At 74.9% G+C, this 23,482-nt stretch carries 20 protein-coding genes and 2 pseudogenes; 7 read left to right on the top strand and 15 right to left on the bottom strand.

Annotated features, from left to right (window positions below; genetic code table 11):
- Nucleotides 1-10: 10 nt before the first annotated feature.
- The 4 genes from ACI79G_RS21450 to ACI79G_RS21435 all read right to left on the bottom strand — a co-directional run bounded on the left by ACI79G_RS21450 (nucleotide 11) and on the right by ACI79G_RS21435 (nucleotide 4,820).
- Nucleotides 11-424 (bottom strand): GlcG/HbpS family heme-binding protein, encoded by a 414-nt coding sequence (locus tag ACI79G_RS21450; RefSeq protein ID WP_456883074.1) that lies wholly within the window; start codon nucleotides 422-424, stop codon nucleotides 11-13.
- Nucleotides 425-604: 180 nt separating this feature from the next.
- The gene (locus tag ACI79G_RS21445; protein ID WP_456883073.1) at nucleotides 605-1,366 is read right to left on the bottom strand and encodes an FAD-binding oxidoreductase; all 762 of its coding nucleotides are present in this window, start codon (nucleotides 1,364-1,366) and stop codon (nucleotides 605-607) included.
- The gene (locus ACI79G_RS21440; protein ID WP_456883072.1) at nucleotides 1,336-1,938 is read right to left on the bottom strand and encodes a molybdopterin-dependent oxidoreductase; all 603 of its coding nucleotides are present in this window, start codon (nucleotides 1,936-1,938) and stop codon (nucleotides 1,336-1,338) included. Before ACI79G_RS21440 ends, ACI79G_RS21445 begins: the two co-directional genes overlap by 31 nt.
- Nucleotides 1,939-2,006: 68 nt before the next feature.
- A complete protein-coding gene (locus ACI79G_RS21435; protein WP_456883071.1) occupies nucleotides 2,007-4,820 on the bottom strand; it encodes an AAA family ATPase in 2,814 nt (937 codons plus the stop codon).
- Between the two features lie 283 nt (nucleotides 4,821-5,103).
- Here ACI79G_RS21435 and ACI79G_RS21430 point away from each other — a divergent pair, with 283 nt between their 5' ends.
- Together ACI79G_RS21430 and ACI79G_RS21425 are read left to right on the top strand one after the other, a co-directional pair.
- Entirely contained in the window at nucleotides 5,104-5,577 is a 474-nt protein-coding gene (locus ACI79G_RS21430) for a DUF5709 domain-containing protein (protein WP_456883070.1), read from the top strand.
- A gap of 33 nt (nucleotides 5,578-5,610) precedes the next feature.
- A complete protein-coding gene (locus tag ACI79G_RS21425) occupies nucleotides 5,611-5,907 on the top strand; it encodes a DUF6510 family protein (RefSeq protein WP_072913449.1) in 297 nt (98 codons plus the stop codon).
- Nucleotides 5,908-5,970: 63 nt separating this feature from the next.
- Here ACI79G_RS21425 and ACI79G_RS21420 read toward each other — a convergent pair whose 3' ends face one another.
- The 3 genes and pseudogenes from ACI79G_RS21420 to ACI79G_RS21410 form a co-directional block, all read right to left on the bottom strand.
- Nucleotides 5,971-6,708 (bottom strand): alpha/beta fold hydrolase, encoded by a 738-nt coding sequence (locus tag ACI79G_RS21420; protein ID WP_456883069.1) that lies wholly within the window; start codon nucleotides 6,706-6,708, stop codon nucleotides 5,971-5,973.
- 140 nt (nucleotides 6,709-6,848) lie between these two features.
- Nucleotides 6,849-7,187: a hypothetical protein gene (locus ACI79G_RS21415; protein ID WP_456883068.1), complete on the bottom strand. Its 339-nt coding sequence runs from the start codon at nucleotides 7,185-7,187 to the stop codon at nucleotides 6,849-6,851.
- Nucleotides 7,188-7,294: 107 nt separating this feature from the next.
- Nucleotides 7,295-7,789: pseudogene (locus tag ACI79G_RS21410) on the bottom strand (alpha/beta fold hydrolase); the annotation flags it as partial.
- A gap of 188 nt (nucleotides 7,790-7,977) precedes the next feature.
- Between ACI79G_RS21410 and ACI79G_RS21405 the strand changes: the two are divergent.
- The gene (locus ACI79G_RS21405) at nucleotides 7,978-8,580 is read left to right on the top strand and encodes a TetR/AcrR family transcriptional regulator (protein WP_456883067.1); all 603 of its coding nucleotides are present in this window, start codon (nucleotides 7,978-7,980) and stop codon (nucleotides 8,578-8,580) included.
- 27 nt (nucleotides 8,581-8,607) lie between these two features.
- On the opposite strand, the gene ACI79G_RS21400 is transcribed toward ACI79G_RS21405, so the two are convergent.
- The 4 genes and pseudogenes from ACI79G_RS21400 to ACI79G_RS21385 form a co-directional block, all read right to left on the bottom strand.
- Nucleotides 8,608-9,681 (bottom strand): thioredoxin, encoded by a 1,074-nt coding sequence (locus ACI79G_RS21400; protein ID WP_456883066.1) that lies wholly within the window; start codon nucleotides 9,679-9,681, stop codon nucleotides 8,608-8,610.
- 133 nt (nucleotides 9,682-9,814) lie between these two features.
- Entirely contained in the window at nucleotides 9,815-11,035 is a 1,221-nt protein-coding gene (locus ACI79G_RS21395) for an epoxide hydrolase family protein (protein WP_456883065.1), read from the bottom strand.
- Nucleotides 11,036-11,492: 457 nt separating this feature from the next.
- Nucleotides 11,493-12,757: pseudogene (locus ACI79G_RS21390) on the bottom strand (dihydrolipoyl dehydrogenase family protein); the annotation flags it as partial.
- Nucleotides 12,754-12,942, bottom strand: a complete 189-nt coding sequence (locus ACI79G_RS21385; RefSeq protein ID WP_456883064.1) for a hypothetical protein — start codon at nucleotides 12,940-12,942, stop codon at nucleotides 12,754-12,756. The pseudogene ACI79G_RS21390 and the gene ACI79G_RS21385, both read right to left, overlap by 4 nt.
- 362 nt (nucleotides 12,943-13,304) lie before the next feature.
- Here ACI79G_RS21385 and ACI79G_RS21380 point away from each other — a divergent pair, with 362 nt between their 5' ends.
- On the top strand, nucleotides 13,305-13,895 hold the full coding sequence (locus tag ACI79G_RS21380) for a peroxiredoxin family protein (protein ID WP_456883063.1): 591 nt from the start codon (nucleotides 13,305-13,307) through the stop codon (nucleotides 13,893-13,895).
- 94 nt (nucleotides 13,896-13,989) lie between these two features.
- Nucleotides 13,990-14,175, top strand: a complete 186-nt coding sequence (locus ACI79G_RS21375) for a hypothetical protein (RefSeq protein WP_456883062.1) — start codon at nucleotides 13,990-13,992, stop codon at nucleotides 14,173-14,175.
- A 79-nt stretch (nucleotides 14,176-14,254) separates the two neighbouring features.
- Here the strand turns inward: ACI79G_RS21375 and ACI79G_RS21370 are convergent, their stop codons facing one another.
- The 4 genes from ACI79G_RS21370 to ACI79G_RS21355 all read right to left on the bottom strand — a co-directional run bounded on the left by ACI79G_RS21370 (nucleotide 14,255) and on the right by ACI79G_RS21355 (nucleotide 21,308).
- Nucleotides 14,255-17,023: an AAA family ATPase gene (locus ACI79G_RS21370; protein ID WP_456883061.1), complete on the bottom strand. Its 2,769-nt coding sequence runs from the start codon at nucleotides 17,021-17,023 to the stop codon at nucleotides 14,255-14,257.
- A gap of 585 nt (nucleotides 17,024-17,608) precedes the next feature.
- Complete coding sequence (locus tag ACI79G_RS21365) at nucleotides 17,609-18,847, bottom strand: epoxide hydrolase family protein (protein WP_456883060.1); 1,239 nt, start codon at nucleotides 18,845-18,847, stop codon at nucleotides 17,609-17,611.
- Nucleotides 18,848-19,058: 211 nt separating this feature from the next.
- Entirely contained in the window at nucleotides 19,059-20,300 is a 1,242-nt protein-coding gene (locus ACI79G_RS21360) for an epoxide hydrolase family protein (RefSeq protein ID WP_456883059.1), read from the bottom strand.
- 138 nt (nucleotides 20,301-20,438) lie between these two features.
- The gene (locus ACI79G_RS21355) at nucleotides 20,439-21,308 is read right to left on the bottom strand and encodes a sigma-70 family RNA polymerase sigma factor (protein ID WP_456883058.1); all 870 of its coding nucleotides are present in this window, start codon (nucleotides 21,306-21,308) and stop codon (nucleotides 20,439-20,441) included.
- A gap of 73 nt (nucleotides 21,309-21,381) precedes the next feature.
- On the opposite strand from ACI79G_RS21355, the gene ACI79G_RS21350 reads away from it, so the two are divergent.
- Both ACI79G_RS21350 and ACI79G_RS21345 read left to right on the top strand, forming a co-directional pair.
- Entirely contained in the window at nucleotides 21,382-21,726 is a 345-nt protein-coding gene (locus ACI79G_RS21350) for a VOC family protein (RefSeq protein WP_456883057.1), read from the top strand.
- A gap of 132 nt (nucleotides 21,727-21,858) precedes the next feature.
- Entirely contained in the window at nucleotides 21,859-23,475 is a 1,617-nt protein-coding gene (locus ACI79G_RS21345) for a GNAT family N-acetyltransferase (protein WP_456883056.1), read from the top strand.
- Nucleotides 23,476-23,482 lie beyond the last annotated feature (7 nt).

The following is a 23,482-nucleotide window of genomic DNA, read 5'->3' as shown; positions in this document are numbered from 1 at the left end:
GAGCCGGACGTCAGAAGCCGGCGGTGGCCGCCTCGCACACCGCGGTGTCCTGCTCACCGGTGCCACCGCTCACCCCGACCGCGCCCACGATCACGCCGTCGGCGCGCACCGGGGCGCCGCCGGCGAAGACCATCACCTTGCCGTTGTTGGACGCCTGGATGCCGTAGAACGGCCCGCCCGGCTTGGCCAGCTCGGCCAGCTCGGCGGTGGCGATGTCGAACGCGCGGGCGGTGAAGGCCTTGTTGATGGCGATGTCCACGCTGCCGCGCCAGGCGCCGTCCATCCGGACGTGCAGGACGAGGTCGCCCCCCGCATCGACGACGGCGATGTTCATCGGCTGCCCGATCTCCGCGGCGCGCGCCTCGCCGGCCGCGACGATGCGGCGGGCGTCGTCCAGGGTCACGGTGGTCAGCTGCTGGGTCACAGGGATCCCTCCCCGATCGGAGCGTGGTCAGGGGCCGAGGCTCGTCGGCCCCTGCTCCGGTCCAGCGGGCCGGAACGGGACGGGGGTACCCGCGCCGCCGGCGTTCCCAACTCCGCGCGCGACCCGTCGCCGTCCCTCGTCACTCGCGGGACCGGGTCGGGACTGCGGTCGACGCGACGGCTACGACGGATCGCTGGACCCGCCGAAGCGCTCGAGCCTGATCCACGACGGGTCGTGACCGAGGTCGACGAGCGTCGTGGCGGTGCTCTCGACGAAGGACGTGGGGCCGCACACGAAGACCCGCGGCCGGGTGGTGGGCGCGAAGGTCTGCGCCTCGAGCATGCGGCGGTCGATCCGGCCGGTCAGACCCCTCCAGTCCGACGGCGCCTCCCGGGTCAGCGTGATCGTCGTCCGGGGGCCCAGGACGTCGGGGACGAGGACGTCGTCGGCCGTGCGTGCCGAGTACAGCAGCCGCACCGGCGTGGACCCGCCCGTGCGCCGGTGGTGGTCCAGCATGGCGAGGAACGGAGCGACGCCGGCGCCACCCGCGACGAGCTGCACGGGGCGGCGGCCCTCGGCCTGCCCCCCGTCCCGGTCCACGGCGGAGGACCAGACGAAGTACCCGCCGATGGGGCCGCGCAGCTCCAGCACGTCACCGGAGCGCAGTTCGTCGGTGAGGTACGGCGACACCTCACCACCCTCGAACCGCTCGACCAGCAGGTGCAGCCGGGGGTCCTCGGGCGCGGAGGCCACCGAGTAGCTGCGCTGGGCCGTGTAGCCGTCCTCGGCGGTCAGCCGCAGGTCGACGTGCTGGCCGGGCAGGTGGCCCGGCCAGGCGGGGACGTCGAAGAGGAGCCGGTGGACGCGGGCGGTCTCGGGGCGGTTCTCGAGGACCGTGGCGCGCAGCCAGGTCAGTCGCCGCTGTACCGCTGCTCGAGCCATGGGTCCCCGCGATCGTGGTAGCCGAACGTCTCCCAGAACCCCGGCTCGTCGAACCGGGTCAGTGCGAACCCGCGGAGCCACTTGGCGCTCTTCCAGAAGTAGAGGTGGGGGACCAGCAGCCGGACCGGCCCCCCGTGCTCGGGTGCGAGCGGCTGCCCGTCGTAGGTGTCCACCACCCACGCCCGGCCGTCGGTCAGGTCGTCCAGTCGGTGGTTGGTGGTGTACCCGCCGTCGCAGAAGGCGAGGGCGTACGCGGCCTCGGTCCGGACGTCGGCCAGCAGCGTGTCGACCGCGACGCCCTCCCAGCGGGTGTCGAACTTCGACCACTTGGTGACGCAGTGGATGTCGACCGAGACAGCCTCGCGCGGCAGTTCCCGGAACTCGTCCCAGGTCCAGCGCCGCAGGCCGTCCACCTCGCCCTGCAGCGTCAGGTCCCACTCGCTCAGCGGCGTCCGCGGCGTCGGGCCGGCGGACAGCACGGGGAAGAGGTCGCCGGCGTCGTACTGGCCCGGGGGCAGTCGCTCGTCCCGGCGCTGCTCCCGGCGTCCGAACCCTCGAGAGACCAGTGACACGACGGCTCCTCCCGGACGTCATCTCCAGCGCTGCCGACTCTCCCCGCCACGGCGGACCGGGGCATCAGTCAAAGGACCACGGCTGCGGCCTCAGAGGCCGCCTCGCGTGCGGTGCCGCTCAGGGCGTCCCGCAGGGCGGCCCGGGAGGTGATGCCCAGCTTCGGGAAGACCCGGTAGAGGTGGGCACCGACCGTCCGGGGCGAGAGGTACAGCCGGCTGCCGATCTGCTTGTTGGACAGACCCGAGGCGGCCAGCATGGCGATCTGGTGCTCCTGGGCGGTCAGCGCGCCGGCGCCCCGGTCACCGGCCGTGCCGCGGTGGGTCAGCCCGGTCGCCCGGACCTCGTTGGACGCCCGCGTCGCCCACGGTCGCGCCCCGAGCTGCCGGAACGTCTCCAGCGCCGCCGCGAGCTGCACGCGGGAGGCGTTCGTCGCGCGGCTGCGGCGCAGGTGCTCGCCGTAGGCGAGCCGGACCCGCGCGCGGTCGAAGGGGTACTGCTCGGCCCCGGGGACGGCCAACGCCTCCTCGAAACGCCGGGACGCCTCCTCACCCGGTGCCACGAGAGCTGCCGAGCCCGCCTTCACGAGAGCGAGCCTCGGCCGGCCGGTGAAGACCGGAGCCCGCTCCATGGCCGCCACGTGCGCCGCGGCCTCGGGACGGCGGCCCGTGCGCACCGCCGCCTCCACCAGGTCCATGGCGACGGTGAGGCCGACCGGGGCGTAGGGGGCGAAGCCACCGGGCTGGCTGACGGCGCTCAGCTCCCGGTAGGCGTCCTCGAAGTTCCCGCGTCCCAGCGCGGCCAGCCCGCGGACGCGGTGGGCGAAGTCCTCGAGCAGGCGGACCGCTCTCGGCGCCGACCACGCGACGAGCTCGTCGGCCAGGGCCCCTGCCGTCCCGTCGTCCCCTCGCGCGGCCGCCAGGAGGGCCGAGCAGTAGACGCCGGACAGGGTGATGAGCCGGTAGCCCAGTTCCCCACCCCACGCTCGGCCTTCCTCGGCCGTGCGACCGGCCTCCTGCCAGCGACCTCCGTCGAAGGCGTCGTGGCACAGCAGCATCAGGGCGTTGACGGCCGAGGCGGCCGCACCGCCCTGCCTCCCGTCCCTGACCACCCTCCGGAGCGCCTGCCGGCAGCCGGAGAGGCGATCTGCGTACAGGGCGGCCATGCCCACGCGGACCACGTGGGTGGGATCGACGCCGGTGTGCGCGGAGACGACCAGCTCGTCGAGCCGCTCGAGCGCAGCCGGCGCCGCGCGGACGGGGTCGGCGAACACCGTGCGCGACACCGACAGCACGGGCGGGACGTCCGGTCCCAGGGCCTCGAGCGCCCACTCGAAGGGGCGCCAGAGCTCGTCCCGGCCGCCGAAGTGGCACACCAGCATGAGGCTGTGCAGTGCGTCCTCGACCGTGGCCGCGTCGGATCCGTGGTCGAGCGCGTACTCGACGGCCCGCACGAGCATGCGGTGGGCCGTCTCGACGTCACCCTCCCCGTTGAGCAGGTGGTGCGCGGCGGCCACCGCGACCTCGAGGGACCCCGCCGTCCGGGGATCGGCCGTGCGGGCCGCGGACAGCAGCTGGGGCACGTTGCGCAGGTCCCCTGTCGTGTCGGCGCCCACGTACGCGGCGGCCGCCAGCCGGCGGGCTCGGTCCGGACCGTTCGGGGTGAGGTCTGCGGCCCGGAGGAGGGCGTTGACCGCGTGCACCGCGTCGCCCTTGTGCCGTGCGCGGTGCGCCGCGGTCTCGAGGAGGTCGGCGGCGCGGGCGTCGGCGCCCACGACGGCCTCGGCGAGGTGCCAGGCGCACTCCTCCGGTCGGTCGACCAGGACGTGGGCCAGGGCGCCGTGCGCCCGTCGCAGCTCACCGCTCGTCGACAGCTGGACCGCCGCCGACCCGATGAGCGGGTGCCGCAGGGTCACGCGTCCCGCGGCGAGGTCGATGCGCAGCAGCCGTGCTCGCTCGGCCGGGGCCAGGTCGTCGAGCCACCCGTCGGTGGCTGCCGCCGCACGCAGGGTCCGGAGGTCTCCCGTCCCCTCGAGGGCGGCGAGCAGCAGCAGTTCCCGGGTCCGCTCGGGGAGGGCGGCGAGCTGCTGGGCGAAGACCCGCTGCAGGTGGCTGCTCAGCGGTAGCGCCGACGGGAGGGGGTCGGACCCGGTGCGCTGGGCCTCGGTCATGACCGCGGGGAGCTCCAGCAGGGCGAGCGGGTTGCCCTGGGACGTCTCGAGGACGCGCCGGCGGATCTGCGCGTCCAGCACGGGGAAGCGGGTCCTCAGCAGTTCCGTGGCGGCCTCCTCGCCCAGCGGGGGCACCTCGAGCTGGGGCAGACCCGCCTGGAGGAGGACGCAGTCGCTCCCGGTCCGCGCCGCGGCGAGCAGCCCGATCCGGCTGCGGTCCAGCCGGCGGGCGACGAAGCCGAGGACCCGCTCGCTCGGTCGGTCCACCCACGGCACGTCGTCGACGACGACCAGCACCGGGCGGGACTCCGCCGCCCGCGTGAGCAGACCCAGGACGGCGGCCGAGACGAGCAGCCGGTGGGGTGGCGGTCCGGCACCCAGCCCGAGGGCCACGACCAGTGCCTCCCGGTGTGGCTCGGGGAGCGTCTCCAGGTCGTCGAGCAGGGGCAGCAGGAGCTGGTTGAGGCCCGCGAAGCCCACCTCGGCCTCGAACTCGACGCCGGCAGCGTGGACGACGGTGGCACCGGACGCCGCCGCGTCCCGCGCGGCGGTCTCCAGCAGCAGGGTCTTGCCGACGCCGGGTTCGCCGGTCACCAGGAGGACGGCGCCGGTGCTCAGCGCCCGGTCGAGGAAGGAGGCGAGCTCCGACGACTCGGCCGACCGGCCGACCAGGCCCGCGTCGGCGGTGCGGACGGAGGCGAGCGCTTCTGGCAACGGAGTCCCCTCCCGCGCGCACCCGGCGGTGCCGGGGTGCGAGCCCTCGGTCGTGGGGGTCGCTGGTTCGGTCGTCCGCGTGTCGGTGAGAGCGTCTCTCACTCCTGGGCGGGCCACCAGGGCCCTCGGGCCCGGGGGGCGGCGACCTCCAGTCGGATGACCGATGCACCGGTGTGGTCGGTGGTGCCACGGTCGCCTCGCCCGGCAGGCCACGGGCGCCGAGAGGACCCGGGCGACGCGTTCGTCGGGAAGACGTCCCTGCTCCGGCCCGAGGAGGTGTGCGGTGGACCCGTTCGTCTTCGGCACCGACGGGACCGATCCCGAGGAGGACTCCGACGTCCTGGAGCCGCAGGACACCCTCGAGGACCTCGGCGGCGTCACCGACGTGCTCGACACCGGCTGGTCCCCGGCCGAACGCCCGTGGGCGGTCACGGACTGGGGGACCACCGAGCGCGAGGAGCTGGCCGGCGAGAGCCTGGCGGGTCGACTCGCCCGTGAGGTCCCGGAGCAGCAGCAGGCCGAGGGGGACGGACTGGGCGACACCTCCGACACCGACGGGGAGCTCATCGACGACGAGGTCGGCGGCCGCCGCGCGGGGCGGCTGGTGGAGACCGTCGAGCGCTGGGGGGACGTCGAACCGGAGCTGTACGCCCTCGACGTGGGCATCGACTCGGGGGCGGCCTCCGCCGAGGAGGGGGCGGTGCACGTCGTCCCCGAGGCCGACGACGACTGGTCCCCCGGCTGGACGGATCGATGACGAGCAGGCCGGAGCGGATCGGAGGTGTGTCCCGTGACCGGTGTCCCGGAGACGGGTGATCGGCGGCTGGACGGCAACGCGGCGGGCGGTGTCCTGCGTGAGGTCTTCGCGGTGGACCCGACGACGGCCGTCTCGACCTGCGCGCACTGCGGACGCCCGGCGCCCCTGGGCGAGCACCTGGTCTACGCCGACGCGCCGGCGCTGGTCGTCCGGTGCCCGGGCTGCATGCAGGTCGTGCTCCGCTGCGCCTCCGACGCGGCGGGCCTGCGACTGGAGATGACCGGGGTCAGGCTGCTGCGGATGACCCCCGCGGAGGGCGCGTCCGGTTGAGCCGGGCGCGGTCGGGCCGTCGGACCGGGACGCGGTCCGGACGGCCCGAGCGGCCGGCGACCGCTACGCCGAGACGGCCCGGAGCGCCTGCCGGACGACCTCGGTGACGACCTCCGGCCGGGAGACCATGATCACGTGGGAGCCCTCCGCCTCGGTCACCGTGGCGCCGGCTCGTGCCGCCATGGTCCGCAGGACGTCGCTGCCGACCGCCCTGTCGCCGGTGGGGACGACGGCCCAGGACGGCAGGTCCTTCCACGCCGGCGCCGTGGTCGGCTCACCGAAGGCCAGGGTGGAGACGGGTCGCTGGCTGGCCGCCATGACGCGGGACTGCTCCTCCGGCACGTCCGCGGCGAAGGCGTCGTGGAACCGGTCCGGGTCGATCGCGAACTCGGTCTCCGTCCCGCCGTCCGCCGTCGGGTAGCTCCACTGGAGCAGGGCCGTGAGCAGCACGCTGTCCCTGGAGTCGGCCTCGACGTCCTGCAGGGTCTCCCCCTCGTCGGGGGCGAAGCCGGCGACGTAGACCAGTCCGACGACGTTGCCCGCCCGCAGCGCGGCGTTGGTGATGACCGCACCGCCGTAGGAGTGACCGACGGCGAGCACCGGTCCGTCGATCTGCGAGAGGGCGCTGGCCACGTAGGCGGCGTCGTGGGCGATGCCGCGCAGCGGGTTGGAGACGGCCCGCACTCCCACCCCGTCGGCGAGGAGCCGGGCGACGACGTCGTTCCAGCCCGCGCTGTCGGCGAAGGCCCCGTGGACGAGTGCGACGGTCGGCCGTGCGCCGTTCGTGGTGGCCTCGGTCATGGTGATCCCCTCCGGAACTGGTCGGCGGCTGAGGTGGCACCCGCCGTGCCCGGACGTCGGGGACGGCGTGCCGCAGGCAGGGACGCTGCCCCGGCGTCCGGGCGGCCGCATCGGTCAGGTGACCCGATGCGGCCACCGGGTCAGGCGGACCCGGCCGGGCTCCGGTGGCCGGCGTGGAACCCCCGGATCGCGGACAGCGTCTCGTGCGGACTCTCCTCGACCATGAAGTGCCCGCAGTCGATCGCCCCGCCGGTGACGTCGTCGGCCCATTCCCGCCAGATCGCGAGGGTGTCGTACCAGGCCTCGAGCGCACCCCTGCCCGCCCAGAGCACCTGCGCGGGGCAGGTGATCCGTCGCCCCGCGGCGCGGTCCTCGTCGTCCTCCCGGCGGTCGCAGGTGGCCCCGGCCCGGTAGTCCTCGCACATGGCCTCGACGGTCGCCGGGTCCCTGGCGCAGCGGGCGTAGTCGGCCACCGCCACCGGGGGGAACCGGCGGATGGCGCCACCGAACTCGGCGTCGAAAAGGGGAAGTCGGGATCCTGTCCGATGAGCCGCTCGGGGATCGGCGAGGGCTGGGCCAGGAAGGCCCAGTGCCAGTAGCCGAGCGCGAAGCGGGCGTCGGCCCGGGCCCAGACCTCGCCGGTCGGGATGACGTCCAGCACCGTGAGTCGGCGGACCACCTCGGGGTGGTCCAGGGCCATCCGGTAGGCGACCCGCCCGCCCCGGTCGTGGCCGACGACGCCGAAGGCGTCGAAGCCGAGTCCACGCATCAGCGCGATGCAGTCCTCCGCCATGGCCCGCTTTCCGTAGCTCTCGTGACCGGGCACCGCGGCCGGCTTGGAGCTGTCCCCGTACCCGCGCAGGTCGGGCGCGACGACCGTGGAGGTCCGGGCGAGCTCGCCGGCCACCAGACCCCAGGCCAGGTGCGTCTCGGGATAGCCGTGGAGGAGGAGCAGCGGAGGTCCCGAGCCGCCGTCGCGGACCCGCAGCGAGACCTCCCCGACGGAGACGCGCGACAGTCTCAGCTCGTCGAACCCCTCCGGGAAGGCGCCGTCGCTCGGAGTGTCGGCAGGTGTGGACATCGGGCTCCTCCCGGTGGGCACGGCCGAGGCGACCGCAACGGTGGACCGTGTCCGACGGCCGGGCCGTGGCGCATCGGTCAGGTGACCGCTCAGGGGAGAACGCGCACGTCGGTGACGGCTCGGTCCGGCGGGGTGACAGACTCGTCGCTCGTCCGGATCGGCCCCACTGCGGGACAGGAGGGAGCGGCATGCCGCCGAGCAGATCGGCTGCCGGCTCCCGGGAGCAGCGGCGTGCCCGGATCGAGCAGACGGCGCTGGAGCTCTTCCGCGCGAGGGGGTTCGACCACGTCACGGTGGAGGACGTCTGCGCCGAGGCGGGGGTGGCTCCCGCGACCTTCTACCGGCACTTCGGGACCAAGGAGGAGGTCGTCTTCGCCTACCAGGCGGACTTCACCGCGGCGCTCGGCAGGGCGCTCGATGCCGGCGCGCAGGTCGCGGACGCGGAGCGCCTGCCGGTCGTCCTCGGCGAGTTCGCGGCCTTCCTCGAGTCGCAGCAGGACGTCCTCGCGCTGCGGGACCAGATCGTGCTGGGACACCCCCGGCTCATGCAGCGGACGCTGACGGTCCAACGCGACATGGAAGGTGCGCTGGCGGCGGGTCTGGCGAGGTCGCGCGGCCTGGCGACGCCCGACTCGACGGCCCTGCTGGAGGCCGGTGTCGGCATCCTGGTGCTCCGTGTCGCACTCCGGTCCTGGCGGGCAGCGGGCGGGGGGTCGCTGGTGACGGCCACCCGGCAGACGTTGCTGCGACTGCGGGAGGTCATGGCCGGCCTCGTCACCGGCGGCGGGTGAGCCGTGCCGGTCCGCCGCTCGGCCCGCCTAGCCGAAGGTGAGGGCGTGGACCGCGACGCCGGGGTCGAGGAACTCGACCTCGAAGGTCCCGCTCGTGACCGGGCCACGTCGACGGAGGAGCTGGTACAGGCGCGGTTCGGTGACCGTGCCGCGACCGGTGTCGTCGACGTCGGTGCCGTGGTCGGAACCCGGGTCCCGGCCGTCGAGCTGGACGCGGAAGCGCACCTGCGCCCCGGCCGGCGGCGCCACGACCAGGTGGAGGTCCCGGGCGTGGAAGCGGCACGTGAGGCGTCCACCGGGCTCCTGCGAGGACGACGACTCGGCACCGACCGTCCAGCTGCCCGCGAGGGACCAGTGCCCGAGCCCCAGCCGCTCCGCCGCGGTGTAGGCGTGCGACCGGTCCGGCACGACGCCGGGGGAGGAGGCGAACCCGGAGGTGCGGTCGTAGCCGAGGTAGGTCTCCGCGGAGCGGAGCGTGTCCCAGTCGGCGGGGACCTCGATGCCGCGGGCGTCGACCGGCGCCGGCGCCGGCCCGAGGTCGCCGGCACCGGCTTCGCCCAGGAGCTGCCGGAGGACCCGCTCGTCCTGCTCGTAGCCGCCCTCGCCGAAGCTGTGGTGGCGGAGGCGTCCGCCGGCGTCGACCAGGTACCGGGCCGGCCAGAACTGGTTGTGGAAGGAACGCCAGACCGCGAAGTGGTTGTCGATCGCGACGGGGTGGCCGATGGAGCGGTCCCGCATGGCGCGGCGGACGTTGTCGACGTCGTGCTCGAAGGAGAACTCCGGTGAGTGCACGCCCACCACGACCAGCCCGGAGTCGCGGTAGGCCTCCTCCCAGGCGCGGACGTGGGGCAGCGACCGCAGCCAGTTGATGCACGTGTAGGTCCGGAAGTCGACCAGCACCACCCGACCGCGCAGGTCCGCACCGCTGAGCGGCGGGGAGTTGAGCCAATCCGTAGCCCCCGCCAGGGAGAACTCGTCCTCGGCCGGCCAGAGGGCGTCCGTGCCGCCGGCCGGCCCGCGGTCCTCAGCCCGGACGGCGTCGTGGCGGAACCGTTGCCGGAGACGTCGGGCGACGTCGATCAGGTCGTCGTGGGATGCCATGGCCGGCGTTCCTCCTGCGGTGGGCGCGGGCTGCGGTGGGCGACGCGACGCCCGCCCGGCCGCCCCGGTGGCCCGGGGTCGAGCTCCTCGGTCGCGGGGCCCGGCGAGGTGTGCACCCCGCCGGGACGATCGCTCAGCGGACGGACCGGAACGCGGCGCGCAGTTCCTCGGCGAACAGCTGCGGCTGCTCCCAGGCGGCGAAGTGGCCGCCCCGGTCGACCCGGCTGTAGTGGATCAGGTTGGGGTAGGCCCGCTCGGTCCAGCTGCGCGGAGCCTCGTACTGCTCACCCGGGAAGACGGTCACCGCCACGGGGATCCTGACGCCCTTGGCGTCGAAGAAGCCGCCCCGGTACTCCCAGTAGAGGCGGGACGCGGAGACCCCGGTGTTCGTCAGCCAGTAGAGCGTGATGTTGTCGAGCACCTCGTCCCGCGTCAGCTCACCGGCCGTGCCGGCGTGCCGGTCCAGGGCCGCGACGACCGCCGCGGCCGGCTGGCCGTCGGCGTCGTTGTGGTCGAGCAGCCAGGCGGCGAGGCCGACGGGGGAGTCGGCGATGCCGTACAGGGTCTGCGGGCGCGCGGCCATGTACCGGGCGTACTCCACCTGCCCGAACGTCCGGATCAGCTGCTCGTAGGCGCGCTGCTCCTCGGCGGAGAGACCGGCGGGCGGCGGCTGGCCCGCCAGCGCGGCGGCGTTGACGTCGGCGGGCACGGTGGCCGGCATGTTGGTGTGGACGGCGAGCAGCCCCTCGGGCGCCTGCAGGCCCATCTGGTCGACGACGAAGGCGCCCCAGTCGCCGCCCTGGGCGACGTAGCGGGTGTAGCCGAGGCGCTGCATGAGTTCCGCCCAGGCCCGGGCCATGCGCTCGGGGCCCCAGCCGGTGCTCGTCGGCTTGCCCGAGAACCCGTAGCCGGGCATCGACGGGACCACCACGTGGAAGGCGTCCGCCGCGCTGCCGCCGTGCGCGGTCGGGTCGGTGAGCCGATCGATGATCTTGAGCTGCTCGATCACCGAGCCGGGCCACCCGTGGTTGACGACGATCGGCAGGGCGTCCTCGTGCTCGGACCTGACGTGGATGAAGTGGATCTCCAGGCCGTCGATCTCGGTGGTGAACTGCGGCAGGGCGTTGAGCCTCGCCTCGCAGGCGCGCCAGTCGTAGTCGGTGGCCCAGTGGCGGGCCAGCTCCTGCATCACGGCGAGCGGCACGCCCTGCGACTGGTCCGGGACGGTCTCGCGCTCGGGCCACTGCGTCGCGGCGATGCGTCGTCGCAGGTCGGTGAGCGCCTCCTCGGGGATGTCCACGTGGAAGGGGCGGATCGCCGTGGCGCCCGCCGGCTTCTCGGCTGTGACGGACATGTGCGGCCTCCGTTGTCCGGGAACGGTAGGGAGCCTGGTGGTGCCCCGGGCGCCACGCGCCCGTCGAAGTCCCTGGGTCCGTCCCTGGTCCCTGCCGTGTCCCCCTCCGGTCGACGTCCCCGTCGACCCCGGCCGGACCCGGTCGGTGCCCCCGGACGTCAGGGTCTCGGCAACCGGCTCGTGGTCTGCTGGAGCCCCCAGCCGTTGCCGTCCGGGTGGCTGGACACGGCGTGCGACTGGGAGCTCCGACCCTCCGGGGCCGGCCCGGGCAGCCGGACACCCGGGTCCTCCGGGTGGAACCGCCCGGGCGGGCCGTGGTTCCCGCGGACGGCGTGGCGGGTCCGGCACGGTCCCGGACGTGTCGGTCAGGACGACGCCACCTCCAGAGGCCGGTCCGCCGCGACCGCGCCGAGCAGCGACTGCAGCGCGGAGAGGTAGACCTCGGAGAAGTCGGGAACGGCTGGATGGTGTCGGCCAGGACCTCCAGCGGCACCCTGCCGCGGATCGCCACCGTGGCCTGCTGGAGCCACTCGCCCGCCTCGGGACCCAGCGCGTAGGCGCCGGTCAGTCCCCGGCCGTCGCTGAGCAGGGTCAGGGAACCGTTGCTCTCGGCGTACGCGCGGGTGTAGGTCGCCGTCCTGGCGACGCCCGACAGCGGGGCCGTCGCGCTGAACGGTGCCTCGGTGGCGCCGACGGCGGCAGCCTGCGGATCGGTGTACTCGACCCGGGGGACGGCCTCGTAGTGCGCCTCGCGCGGTCGGCCCAGGATGTTGGCGGCGACGATCCTGCCCTGGTATTTCCCGACGTGGGTCAGGGGCCAGGTGCCGGTGACGTCGCCGATCGCCCACAGCCCGTCGCCGGCGCGCAGGTGGCCGTCCACCCAGATGCCACGGGCATCCGCCTGCACCCCGACCGTCTCCAGGCCGAGCCCCCCGACCCGGGGCCTGCGGCCGGTCGCGACGAGCAGGCGGTCGCCGCGCAGCTCGCGGCCGTCGTCCAGGTGGAGGACGACGTCGGCACCGTCGCGTCGCACGCTCCGGGTGGTGCGGCCGAGCTCCAGCTCGATGCCGTCGCGACGCAGCGCCTCGCCGAGTGCGGTCCCCAGCGGCGCGGGCTCGCGGGGAGCAGGTGGTCCCTCATCTCCACGACCACCGCGCCCCCACCCAGGCGGCGGACGGCCTGGGCCATCTCCACGCCCACCGGGCCGCCACGGAGGACGAGCATCCGGCGCGGGACGGTCGCCATGCCGGTCGCCTCCCGGTTGGTCCAGAGGCCCTCGATCTCCCGGAGCCCCGGGATCGCCGGGATGACGGGGTCCGAGCCGGTCGCGACGACGACGTGCCCGGCCGTGTGCCGGACGCCGTCGACCTCGACCGCCCCCGGCCCGGCGAGCCGGCCCGTGCCGCGCAGCAACCGGATCCCCTTGTCGGACAGCCAGCGTTCCTGGCCGGCATCGGACCAGCCCGAGACCATGGCGTCCCGCCAGGCGAGCGCAGCCTGGACGTCGACCCGTGCGGTGGCCGCCGCCTCGCGCGCGCCGTGCACCGCCTCGCCCGGACGGAGGAGCGTCTTGGACGGGATGCAGGCCCAGTACGAGCACTCACCACCGACCAGGTCGCGTTCCACCAGCGCGACGCGCAGCCCGCCGTCGGCGAGGGCTCCGGCGCAGTGCTCCCCGGGCGCGCCGCCGCCGAGGACGATGACGTCGTGGTCGGTGGTCACCGCAGGGCCGACTCCGTGTGCCGGGTGGCGTCGGCGACGGCCTGGTCCTCGGTCCGGCCCTGCTCGCGCGCGATGACGTAGGCGGCGTACCAGTCCGACCAGTGGTGCGGCGGCGCGGTCGGCTCGTACCGGCCGTGGTGCTCCTCGGCCTCCCGCAGCAGCTCGGTCAACCTCGCGACGTCCATCGGTGGTCCTCGTCAGCCGTCCCTCTCCTGGTGATGGGTGGGGAGGCGTCAGTGCTGGGACGGGAGCCGGCTCCCGCGTCGGCGGCGGGGGCGTTCCCGGTCGGGGGAGCCGGCACCCGGCGGGTGCCGGCCCGGCCAGCCTGGCGCGGCCGGCGCCGTGGTCGCCCCAGGGAGACCCCCTGGTCTGCCGCCTGGTCCTCGGCCCGGCGCTCGGGGCGCAGGGCATGCGGTCGACCAGGGAGGGACCAGGGGATCTCCCTGGGGTGAGGGGCGGCTCGGTGCGCCACAGTGGGCCCGGAGGGTCGGCCGGCGAAGGCGTCCGCGGTCGCCGTTGCCGACGGCCGATGAGAGGCGGGAACGCCATGCGATCCGACATCGTCCCCGGCGGCGTCTTCCCCGACTACGCGCTCCCCGACCACACCGGGACCGTCCGCACGCTCAGCGAGCTCCAGGGCAGGGACCCGATGGTCCTCACCCTGGCGCGCGGCCACCACTGCCCGGAGGAACACCAGCAGCACCTCGAGCTGGCGGCGTTCCAGTCGAAGATCGCGGTGGCCCACACCCAGATCGTCACGATCACGACCGACGACCACTCCACGCTGCGGGGGTTCCGCGCGTCCGTCGGCGCCCGGTGGACGTTCCTCTCCGACTGCGCACGGCTCGTCCAACGGGACCTCGACATCCAGGAGTACACCGACCCCGAGAACGACCCGATGATCCCGCACACGCTCGTGCTCAAGCCGGGCCTGGTGGTCCACACGGTCTACAACGGCTACTGGTTCTGGGGCCGGCCGTCGGTCCAGGACCTCTGGCACGACCTGCGCGCGGCCACGGCCGAGATCCGCCCGGACTGGGACCTGGGTGCGCCGCGGCTCCGTGAGGCCTGGGCCGCCGGCGACTGGTCGCCCTGCCACGGGTGGGACAGACGCGCCCGTACACCCCTGACGACGTGAGGGACCACCGGGTGGGCACGCGGACAGCGGCCGGGCCTACCCGAACCGCCAGCGCTTCGAGCTCCACCGGACCACCGGCTGCCACGACCTGTGGGTGGACGAGTGCACGATCCGCCACGACGACCGGCCGGTGACGGCGGTCGGGATCGTGGAGTTCCGCGACGGCGAGGTCGTCCGGGAGCGGATCCACTTCGGTAGCCTCTGGGAGCCGCCGGCCTGGCGCGCCCCGTGGGTCGAGCGGTTCGATCCTCGCGAACCGGAGTCGTCGGTCGGCGCGTGAGCCGACGTCCCCCCGCGGTGGTGGCTGCGGTGCGGCGTCTCGCCGGGACACGCACCGCACAGCCGGCTGGGTGTCGTGGCTAGATCGCGGTGGCGGCGCGGTCCGGCAGGGACCGCCGCAGCTCGCGGCGCGTGCCGACCCCCAGCTTGGAGAAGACCTTGCGGAGGTGCCACTCGACCGTCCGGGGGCTCAGGTACAACTCGGCGCCGATCTCGCGGTTGGTGAGCCCCCGGGTGGCCAGCTCGGCGATGTGGGCCTCCTGGGCGGTGAGCTCTCCGGTCACCTCCGCCGTGCGCCTGCGCACCGTCTCGCCGGTGGCGAGCAGCTCGTGGCGCGCGCGCTCGGCGAAGGCGTCGACGCCCATCGCGGCGAACGCCTCGTGGGCGGTCCGCAACTGGGCGCGGGCGTCGACGCGGCGCCCCTCCCGCCGCAGCCACTCGCCGTAGAGCAGATGAGCTCGAGCGAGCTCGGTGCGGACGGTGGTGCGGCCGAGTCGGTCGACGGCCTCCAGGTGGAGCCCCTCGGCGGTGTGCCCCTCGCTCAGCAGGGCGCGCCGGCACGCCTCGATCCCGAGGGCCCACTCCGTGCCGCTGGCCCGTGTCATCGTCGACAGCTCCTCCAGGGCAGCCGCCGCCGCCCCGGTGTCCCCGGTGCGCACGGCCGCCTCGACGAGTTCGGCGAGCGCCCACCTGGGTGGCCCGAGTTCGAGTGGGCACGCGGCCGCCTCCCGAGCCGCACGCAGGGCGTCCCCGTAGCGGCCGAGGCCGTTGCACAGCACGGCCCGGGCCCACTGCACCAAGGTGGCGCCGGCCCCCTCGCCACGGGCGGTGACGTCCTCCAGGCAGCGCTGGATCAGCGGCTCGGCCAGGTCGGCGTCCCCTCGTACGGCCCGCAGGCCGACCTCCCCGTAGGGCACGAGACTGCTGCTCGTCACCTCGGTGACGGACCGGGCCTCCTCCACCAGGGACGACGCGGTGGCCAGGTCGCCGGTGAAGAGGTGCACGACGGCACGGGTGTGGAGGGCCAGGGGGAGCGCGCTGAGGGCGCCCGACTCACGGGCGACGTCCAGGTGCCGACGGGTGAGGACGTCCCAGCTGCCGTCGTCCCACAGGGACGCAGCCGTGGCCGCCGCGAGCCAGGCGGAGCGCAGCGCCTCGTCCAGCGTCAACTCCTCCGTGACGAACGCCCGCACCGCCTGGTGCAGGAGCGGCGCCGCGGACGCGTAACCGTCGGTGAACAGCACCGCGAGCCCGGCGAGGAGCGCGTCCCCCTTGCGCGGAGGGTCCGGCGTCGGGGACTCCCGCACGGCCTCGGCGACCTGTCGCGCGCCCGGCCCCGTGGCCAGCCGTCCGGCGAACACCGCAGCGGAGAGGGCGTCCAGGTAGGTGTCCCGGGAGAGCCGCGCGTCGAGCGGTTCCAGCCGGCGGGCTGCGGGCAGCAGCAGCGGCAACGACTCGTTGCCGCGGTTCGCGGCGAAGGAGATCTCCGCCCGGAGCAGGTCGATCCGTGCCCGCCCGGCATCCCCGAGGGGTCCTCCGTCCGCCGTTGCCAGGAGGGCCGAGGCGTCGTCGAGTTCCCCGGCGTGCACCTTGGCCGCAGCGGCGTCGAGGGAGCGCCCTGCCCGCCGAGCCGGGTCGGGCGTCAGCGTCGCGGCCCGTTCGAGGAACGCGGCCGCCGCCGCCAGTCCGCCGTGCGCGAAGGCGCGTCCGGCGGAACGCTCGAGTTCTGCGGCGATGTCCTCGTCCGGGCCCACCGCGGCCCGGGAGCGGTGCCATGCCCGACGGTCGGGGTCCACCTCCGGGTCGGTGACGTCCGCGAGCGCTCGGTGGACCTCCCGCCGCTGCGCCGGTGTGGCCGAGCGGTAGACCGCCGAGCGCACCAGCGGGTGCCGGAACCGGACCTGCTCGCGCAGCTCGATCAGGCCCGCGGCCTCGGCCGCAGCCATTGCGGCGGACCCGATGCCGAGTCGCTCGGCGGCGCGCCACAGCAGCCGGACGTCACCGACCGGTTCGGCGGCCGCGGTGAGCAGCAGCCGGAGGGACTGGGGCGGGAGAGGCGCCGCCTGCCGGAGGAACCCCTGCTCCAGCCGCTGGACGAGGGGTGTCGCGCTGCGGCCGGTCTCGCCCCCGAAGGAGAGATCGGCCGCGGAGAGCCCGCGCGGTAGCTCGAGGAGGGCGAGCGGGTTGCCGTGGCTCTCGGCCAGGATGCGGTCACGTACCCGGGGATCGAGCGCGCCGGTCACCGAGGACTCCAGGAGCGCTGCCGCGTCTCCGGCGCCCAGGCCCCGCACCGCGAGCTCGGGGAGCCCGCTGAGCCGGGGCTCCTGGTCGGACGTGCGCACCGCGAACACCATCGCCACGCGTTCGTGCACGAGCCGACGCGCGACGAACTCCAGTGCCTGCGCGGACGCCTGGTCCAGCCACTGGGCGTCGTCCACGACGCAGACCAGCGGTCGCTCCTCGGCCACCTCGGACAGGAGGGCGAGCACCGCCAGGCCCACGAGGAAGCGGTCGGGCGTGCTGCCCGGCCGCAGTCCGAAGGCCGTGCCGAGCGATTCCTGCTGCGGGTCGGGCAGCTTCGCCAGCCGGTCCAGATGGGGGCTGCACAACTGGTGCAGGCCGGCGAACGCGAGTTCCATCTCCGACTCGACCCCGGCCGCTCGGGCCACCCGGCACCCCGCTGCGCGTTCGAGGACGACGTCGAGCAACGCGGTCTTCCCGATCCCCGCCTCGCCTCGCAGCACCAGGACCTGGCTGCGGCCCGCCTTCGCCGCCGCCACCAGGGTGCTCAACGTCTCGCACTCCACCCGACGCCCGAGCAGGCCTGGCCACGATCTGGTACCGGACATGGGTCACACCGCCAGAGGTCGTCGGAGGGCGCGCACGACGGTCCCTGCTCCACCACCTGCAGGGCCGCCCACGGCACGGCCTTCTCGGTCCGATGCCGGACGTCGGTCACCAGACAGGGGAGGGGTGCCAGAGGTGACGATCCGTGGACCGGTGCGCGCCGGCCGGTGACCCGTGGAGCTCAGCAGGGGGTGACGGAGGGGCGGTCCCCCGTCGGACCCCGCACGATCGGACAGCCATCACGCCTCCTCATCGGGAGCCAGGGGGGAGATGACCGGCCGGTTGAGGAGCCGGGCGGGACCTCCCCGGCGCCACCACGCTAGGGGAGGCGATCCGGACACACATGCGTCATTTGACTTCGACGGCCGCGGTGGTCGGCCGCGCCGCGGACAGCTCCGCGGAGCAGCGGCCGTCCGGGTCCGCGTCCGGCCCGATCGGCACGCGGCGGCGGGGGATCGCCCGGGTACCGGGCGGAGGCGGGCAGCCACCGGCCGGCGTGCACCCGGACGCGCCCCGGAGGCGACGGAACGGCTGCTCGAGCGGCTCCGGGGACGGCGCCGGTGTCCCAGGAGCCGCCGGGCCCGTGATCAGCGGCGGGGTCCAGGGACCTGGGGTCCGCGCAGGGGGCGGAACGCGGCCTGGACCTCGGTCGCGAACAGCTCGGGCTCCTCCCAGGCGGCGAAGTGGCCGCCCCGGTCGACCTCGTTGAAGTAGGTGAGGTTGGGATACGCCTTCTCGACCCAGCTGCGCGGGGCCCGCCAGATCTCGCCGGGGAACGTGGTGAAGCCGGTCGGGACCGACACCTCCGGAGGAGCCTGGCTGGCCGCGGCGGCGGCCGCGGGAGCGTCGGGTCCGTAGCTGTCCCAGTACGACCGGGCCGCCGAGGCGCCGGTGCCGGTCAGCCAGTACAGCGTGATGTTGTCCAGGACGTGGTCGCGGGTGAGGTTGCCGGTGGGCTGCCCGTCGACGAAGGCGCTGGAGATCTTGTAGTAGGCGTCGGTGTCGTGGTCGAGCATCCAGGCGGCCAGGGCGGCGGGTGAGTCGAGCAGGGCGTAGCCGATCGTCTGCGGCCGGGTGGCCTGCTCGAGGAAGTAGGCGAAGCCGCTGGTCCGGAACGTCCCGACCGCGTCGGCCGCCGCCCGTTCCTGCTCGGTGTCCGTCGGCTGGGGACCGGCCAGCGCCGTCACGAGCAGGTTGAGGTGGATGCCGAGCAGGCCCTCGGGTGCCTGGCGGCCCATCGCGTCGGTGACGCCGGCGCCCACGTCACCGCCCTGGGCGACGTAGCGGGGATGGCCGAGGCGGCGCATCAGCTCGGCCCAGGCGCGCCCGACGTGGGCGACGTCCCACCCGATCTCCCGCGGCTCGCCGGAGAAGCCGTAGCCGGGCAGGGACGGCAGGACCAGGTCGAAGGCGTCCTCGGCGCGGCCGCCGTACGCGGTCGGGTCGGTGAGCGGGCCGACGGAGTCGAGCAGCTCGATGACCGAGCCGGGCCAGCCGTGCGTCATGACCAACGGGAGTGCGTCCGGGTGCGGCGACCGGACGTGGACGACGTGGATGTCCACCCCGTCGATCTCCGTCGTGAACTGCGGCAGCGCGTTCAACCGCGCCTCGATCCGGCGCATGTCGTAGTCGTTCGCCCAGTAGCGGCAGAGCTCCTGCATCGTCGCCAGCTGCACGCCCTGCGACCGGTCATCGACCAGCTCTCGGCTGGGCCAGCGCGTCGCGGCGATGCGGCGGCGCAGCTCGACCAGCGCGCTCTCGGGTATCTCGATCCGGAACGGGCGGACCGCTGCGGCGGCTGCAGACCTCCCGGTTGTGGTGGCCACGTGCACCTCCTGTGTCGACGAGGCCGCCAAGCGTGACGACCTCGTCGCCGCCTCGCGCCCGTGGAAGTCCCTGGTCCGGCCTGGCTGCCTGCCTGGTCGTCCCATCCGTGATCGGCGGGGTGCATCCGCGCCGGGTGGCCGGGCGGTGCTGCGGTCCTCCCCACGCGGACCCGGGGACGGTGGACGGGCGTGCCACCGTCCCCCGTCCGGATCAGCGCAGGGACCGGAACGCGGCGCGCATCTCCTCGGCGAAGACCTGCGGCTCCTCCCAGGCCGGGAAGTGGCCGCCGCGCTCGGCCTCGTGGAAGTAGACCAGCGTGGGGAAGGCGCGCCGGGCCCACGTCTCGGGGGCGCGGAAGGGGTCGTCGTCCGGGCACACCGTGATGGCCACCGGGATCGTGATCGTGTCGGTCCGCTGCCCGGCCGCGCTGATCAGGCTCTGCGCACGGTTCTCCCAGTACAGCCTCGCCCCGGAGGCCACGGTGTTGGTCAGCCAGTGCAGCGAGAAGTTGTCCAGCACCTCGTCCACGGTCGGGGTCTGCCGGGGGTCCCTGCCGTACTCCCACTTCCCGAACCCGCCGTGCACCAGCATCCAGCCGGCGAGCCCGGCGGGGGAGTCCGTCAGGCCGTAGCCGACCGCCTGCGGTCGGGCGGTCGTCATCTGGTAGTAGCCCCAGCCCCCGGTCGCGAGGAACCTCCGCACGTCGTCGAAGGCCGCCTGCTCCTCCTCGGAGAGTCCGGCGGGGGCGGGCGCGCCGCTGGCGATCGCCGCCGCCGCGTCGGGTGGGAACACCGCCGGCAGGTTCGTGTGGATGGCGAGGAGTCCCTCGGGTGCCTGGCGTCCCATCGCCTCGACCACCCCCGCCCCCCAGTCGCCGCCCTGCGAGACGTAGCGGTCGTAGCCCAGCCGCTTCACCAGCACGTCCCACGCGCGCCCGATGCGTTCCACGTCCCACCCGGTCTCGGTCGGTCGCGACGAGAAGCCGTAGCCCGGCAGGGAGGGGATGACGACGTCGAAGGCGTCCTCCGCCCGACCGCCGTACGCCGTGGGGTCGGTGAGCGGACCGATGACCTTGATCTGCTCGAAGACCGAGCCCGGCCACCCGTGGGAGATGACCAGCGGGAGCGCGTCCTCGTGGGGGGAGCGGACGTGGAAGAAGTGCACGTCGACCCCGTCGACGGTCGTCGTGAACTGCGGCCGGGCGTTCAGCTGCGCCTCACCTCTGCGCCAGTCGTACTCCGTGCGCCAGTACTCGACGAGCCCCTGCAGGTCGGCCAGCTTCGCCCCCTGGGACCGGTCGGGCACGGTCTCCTGGTCGGGCCATCGCGTCGCCGCGAGGCGCCGGCGGAGGTCGTCCAGGTCCGCCTGCGGCACGTCCACCCGGAAGGGGCGGACGGCGGCGGTCCGGGCGTCCGGCGGAGTGTCGACGGGTGGCTCGATCGTCGCGGTCATGGTCGTCGTCCTTCCTGACGGGTCGCTCGCGTGCGTCGGAGGTCCCGCTGCCCGGCGATCCGTCGCACCCGTGGAAGGCCCTGGTCGGTCCGGTGGCCCGTGGCGCTCCGGACCGGTGGGTGGCGGGGGAGGGACAGGTCAGGGCTGCCGCTGCCCGAGGGGCTGCAGGTCCAGCCCCTCCAGGGTCTCCGGGGCGGCGAGCAGGTCGATCGCGGTCACCACGCCGTCCTCGACGGTGAAGGCGAGGACCACCTGCGGCGTCCCCCTGTGCGACCACACCGCACCCGGGACGCCGTCGACGAGCACCAGCCGCGCGGCCCGCGCCCGGCCGGAGAGGAACCGGGCCACCGCCGTCGCCCCGCGCACCTCGGCCGCGCTGCCCATCCGGGTGGCCACGGCGTCGGACCGCAGCACCGCCTCGGGGTGCAGGAGCTCGAGCAGCGCGGAGAACTCGCCGTTGCGGGACGCGTCGAGGAAGGCCGCGACCACCTCCCGGCGCCGCTCGGCGGCGTCGGGCAGCTCGGCCCCGCGCACGCGCCGCCGGGCCCGGCTGGCCAGCTGCCGGGCGGCGGCGGGGGAGCGGTCGACGATCGGCGCGATCTCGTCGAAGGGCACGTCGAACAGGTCGTGCAGCACGAAGGCCAGCCGCTCGTCGGGCGTGAGCCGGTCGAGGACGACGAGCAGCGCCAGCCCGACGGAGTCGGCGAGCACCGCCTCCTCGGCGGGGTCGGCGACGGCGTGCAGGCGGGCCGGCGGCGCGTCGTCGATGGGGTCCTCACGCCGATGGGTCCGGGCGCGCAGCTGGTTGAGCGCCACCCGGGCCACGACGGTCGTCAGCCAGGCGCGGAGGTCGTCCACCCCGTCGGTGCCCGCTCGGCTGACCCGCAGCCAGGCCTCCTGGACGGCGTCCTCGGCCTCCGCGCGCGAGCCCAGCAGGCGGGCGGCCACGGCGGTCAGCCGGTCGCGGTGCTCCTCGAACCGCGCGGCGAGGAGGTCGTCCCCGGTCATGACGGTCACATCCCCCGGTCGGCGGGTGTCTGAGAGGTGGGGGACCCGAGCCCGACCATCCGAGGAGCACATCATGACGACCGGGATCCGCACCGTCATCTACCCCGTGGCCGACCTGGCCCGTGCGAAGGCGCTGTTCCGCGCGCTGCTCGGGGCCGACCCGGTGGTGGACGCGCCGTACTACGCCCAGTTCGACGCCGACGGCCAGGCGATCGGCCTCGACCCGCACGGCCACCGGCACGGGCAGTCCGGCCCGGTCGCCTACTGGCACGTGGAGGACGTCGCGACGAGCCTCGCCGCCCTCGTGCGGGCCGGCGCCGAGACGGTGCAGGACCCCACCGACGTCGGCGGCGGCCTCCTCGTCGCCGTGGCGCGGGACGGCGACGGCAACCTGATCGGCCTGCGCCAGGCAGGCTGACCCACGCGGCGCACGGCCGGGCGCGCAGCCGGCCGCGGGGCGAGCGGTCCGGCCGACTGCGGCGGGGACTCCGCGGGCGGCCGGCGACGAGCAGGGGCTCACGCGCGGCCGGCCCCGTGCCAGGCTGACGCCATGACCGTGGAACGGACGGTCCCGCTCCGGTTCGGGGACCCGGCGCGGACGGCCGGCACCCACAGGAACCTCTCGGCCGTCCGCAGCGACGGCGCCGTCCTCTGGGTGGCCGGTGACGAGACCGCGACGATCGAGCGGCTGGTCGCCGACGACCCCGGGGAACCGCGCCGGTACGCACAGCGGGCCCGCGTCCGGCTCGCCGACCTCGTGGAGCTGCCGGGCACCGGGGACGACGAGGCCGACATCGAGGGCCTGGCCCGGCACGGCTGCTCCCTGTGGGCCGTCGGGTCGCACAGCCTGCGCCGCAAGCAGGTCGAGGACCGGCACGGTGACCGGAAGGCCCTGCGCCGGCTGGCCGAGGTCACCGGTCAGCCCAACCGCCAGATCCTCGTCCGGCTCCCCGTCGGCGTCGTGGACGGCCTGCCGACGGTCGTGCCCGAGCTGGAGGAGGACGGCGTGCGGCACCGGGCCGCGTCCTTCGGCGTGCACGGTCCCGACCTGCGCCAGGTCCTGGCCGACGACGAGCACCTGGGCCCGTTCCTGCTGCTGCCGGGCAAGGACAACGGGCTGGACGTCGAGGGCATCGCCGTGGCCGGACCGCGGGTGTACCTGGGCCTGCGCGGGCCGGTGCTGCGCGGCTGGGCCGTGGTGCTGGAGCTCCGCCCCGAGGCCGACCCCGACGCGCCGGAGCGGCTGCGCCTGACCCCGTTCGACGACGGCCGCCCGTACCGCAAGCACGTCCTGCGCCTGGGCGGCCTGGGCGTGCGGGACCTCTGCCCGCACGGCGACGACCTGCTCGTGCTCGCCGGGCCGACGATGGACCTCGACGGACCGGTGCGCGTCGTCCGCTGGCACGGGGCCCTGCGGGCGGACACGCCGCAGGTGGTCCGCGGCGACCTGCTCACGCGGGAGCTCGACCTGCCCTCCGGGGACGGCTGTGACCACGCCGAGGGGATCGGCCTCCTCGGCCCGCCCGACAGCGGGCGCCTGGTGGTCGTCTACGACAGCCCGTCCCCGGCCCGGCTGACCGACGACGGCGTCCTCGCCGACGTGGTCCGCCTGCCGGGCGCGCCGGACACGTCCGCGACCGACCGGGGTGGCGGACCCGCGGAGCAGGAGGCGACCGCCGGGCGCGAGGGGAGCGGCACGACGTCCCCGGGCGTGCACCTGCGGGAGATCACCGACGAGAACCGGGACGCGGTCCGCGCGTTGCGCGTCCGAGGTCGTCAGGAGCGGTTCGTCGCCTCGGTGTCCTCCTCGCTGCAGGACGCCGCCGAGTCGCCGAAGGCCAACCCGTGGTACCGCGCGGTGTACTGCGGCGAGGAGCCGGTCGGCTTCGTCATGCTCTCCTGGAAGCCGCGGAAGGGCCCGTACCGCGGGCGCCACTTCCTCTGGCGGCTGCTCGTCGACAAGCGGTACCAGGGGCGCGGCATCGGCCGGGCGGTGCTGACCCAGCTCGTCGACCTGGTGCGGGCCGACGGCGGCACCGAGCTGCTGACCAGCATCGAGCCCGGCAAGGACGGACCGTGGCCCTTCTACCAGGGGTTCGGCTTCCAGCCCACCGGGGAGCTCGACGACGGCGAGATCGTCCTGCAGCTCCCGCTGACCGCCCGGTGAGCACGGG

It is taken from the genome of Geodermatophilus sp. SYSU D00779, from assembly GCF_054050595.1.
The sequence above is the reverse complement of the archived record's forward strand: the minus strand, read 5'-3'. Positions and strand labels throughout refer to the sequence as shown.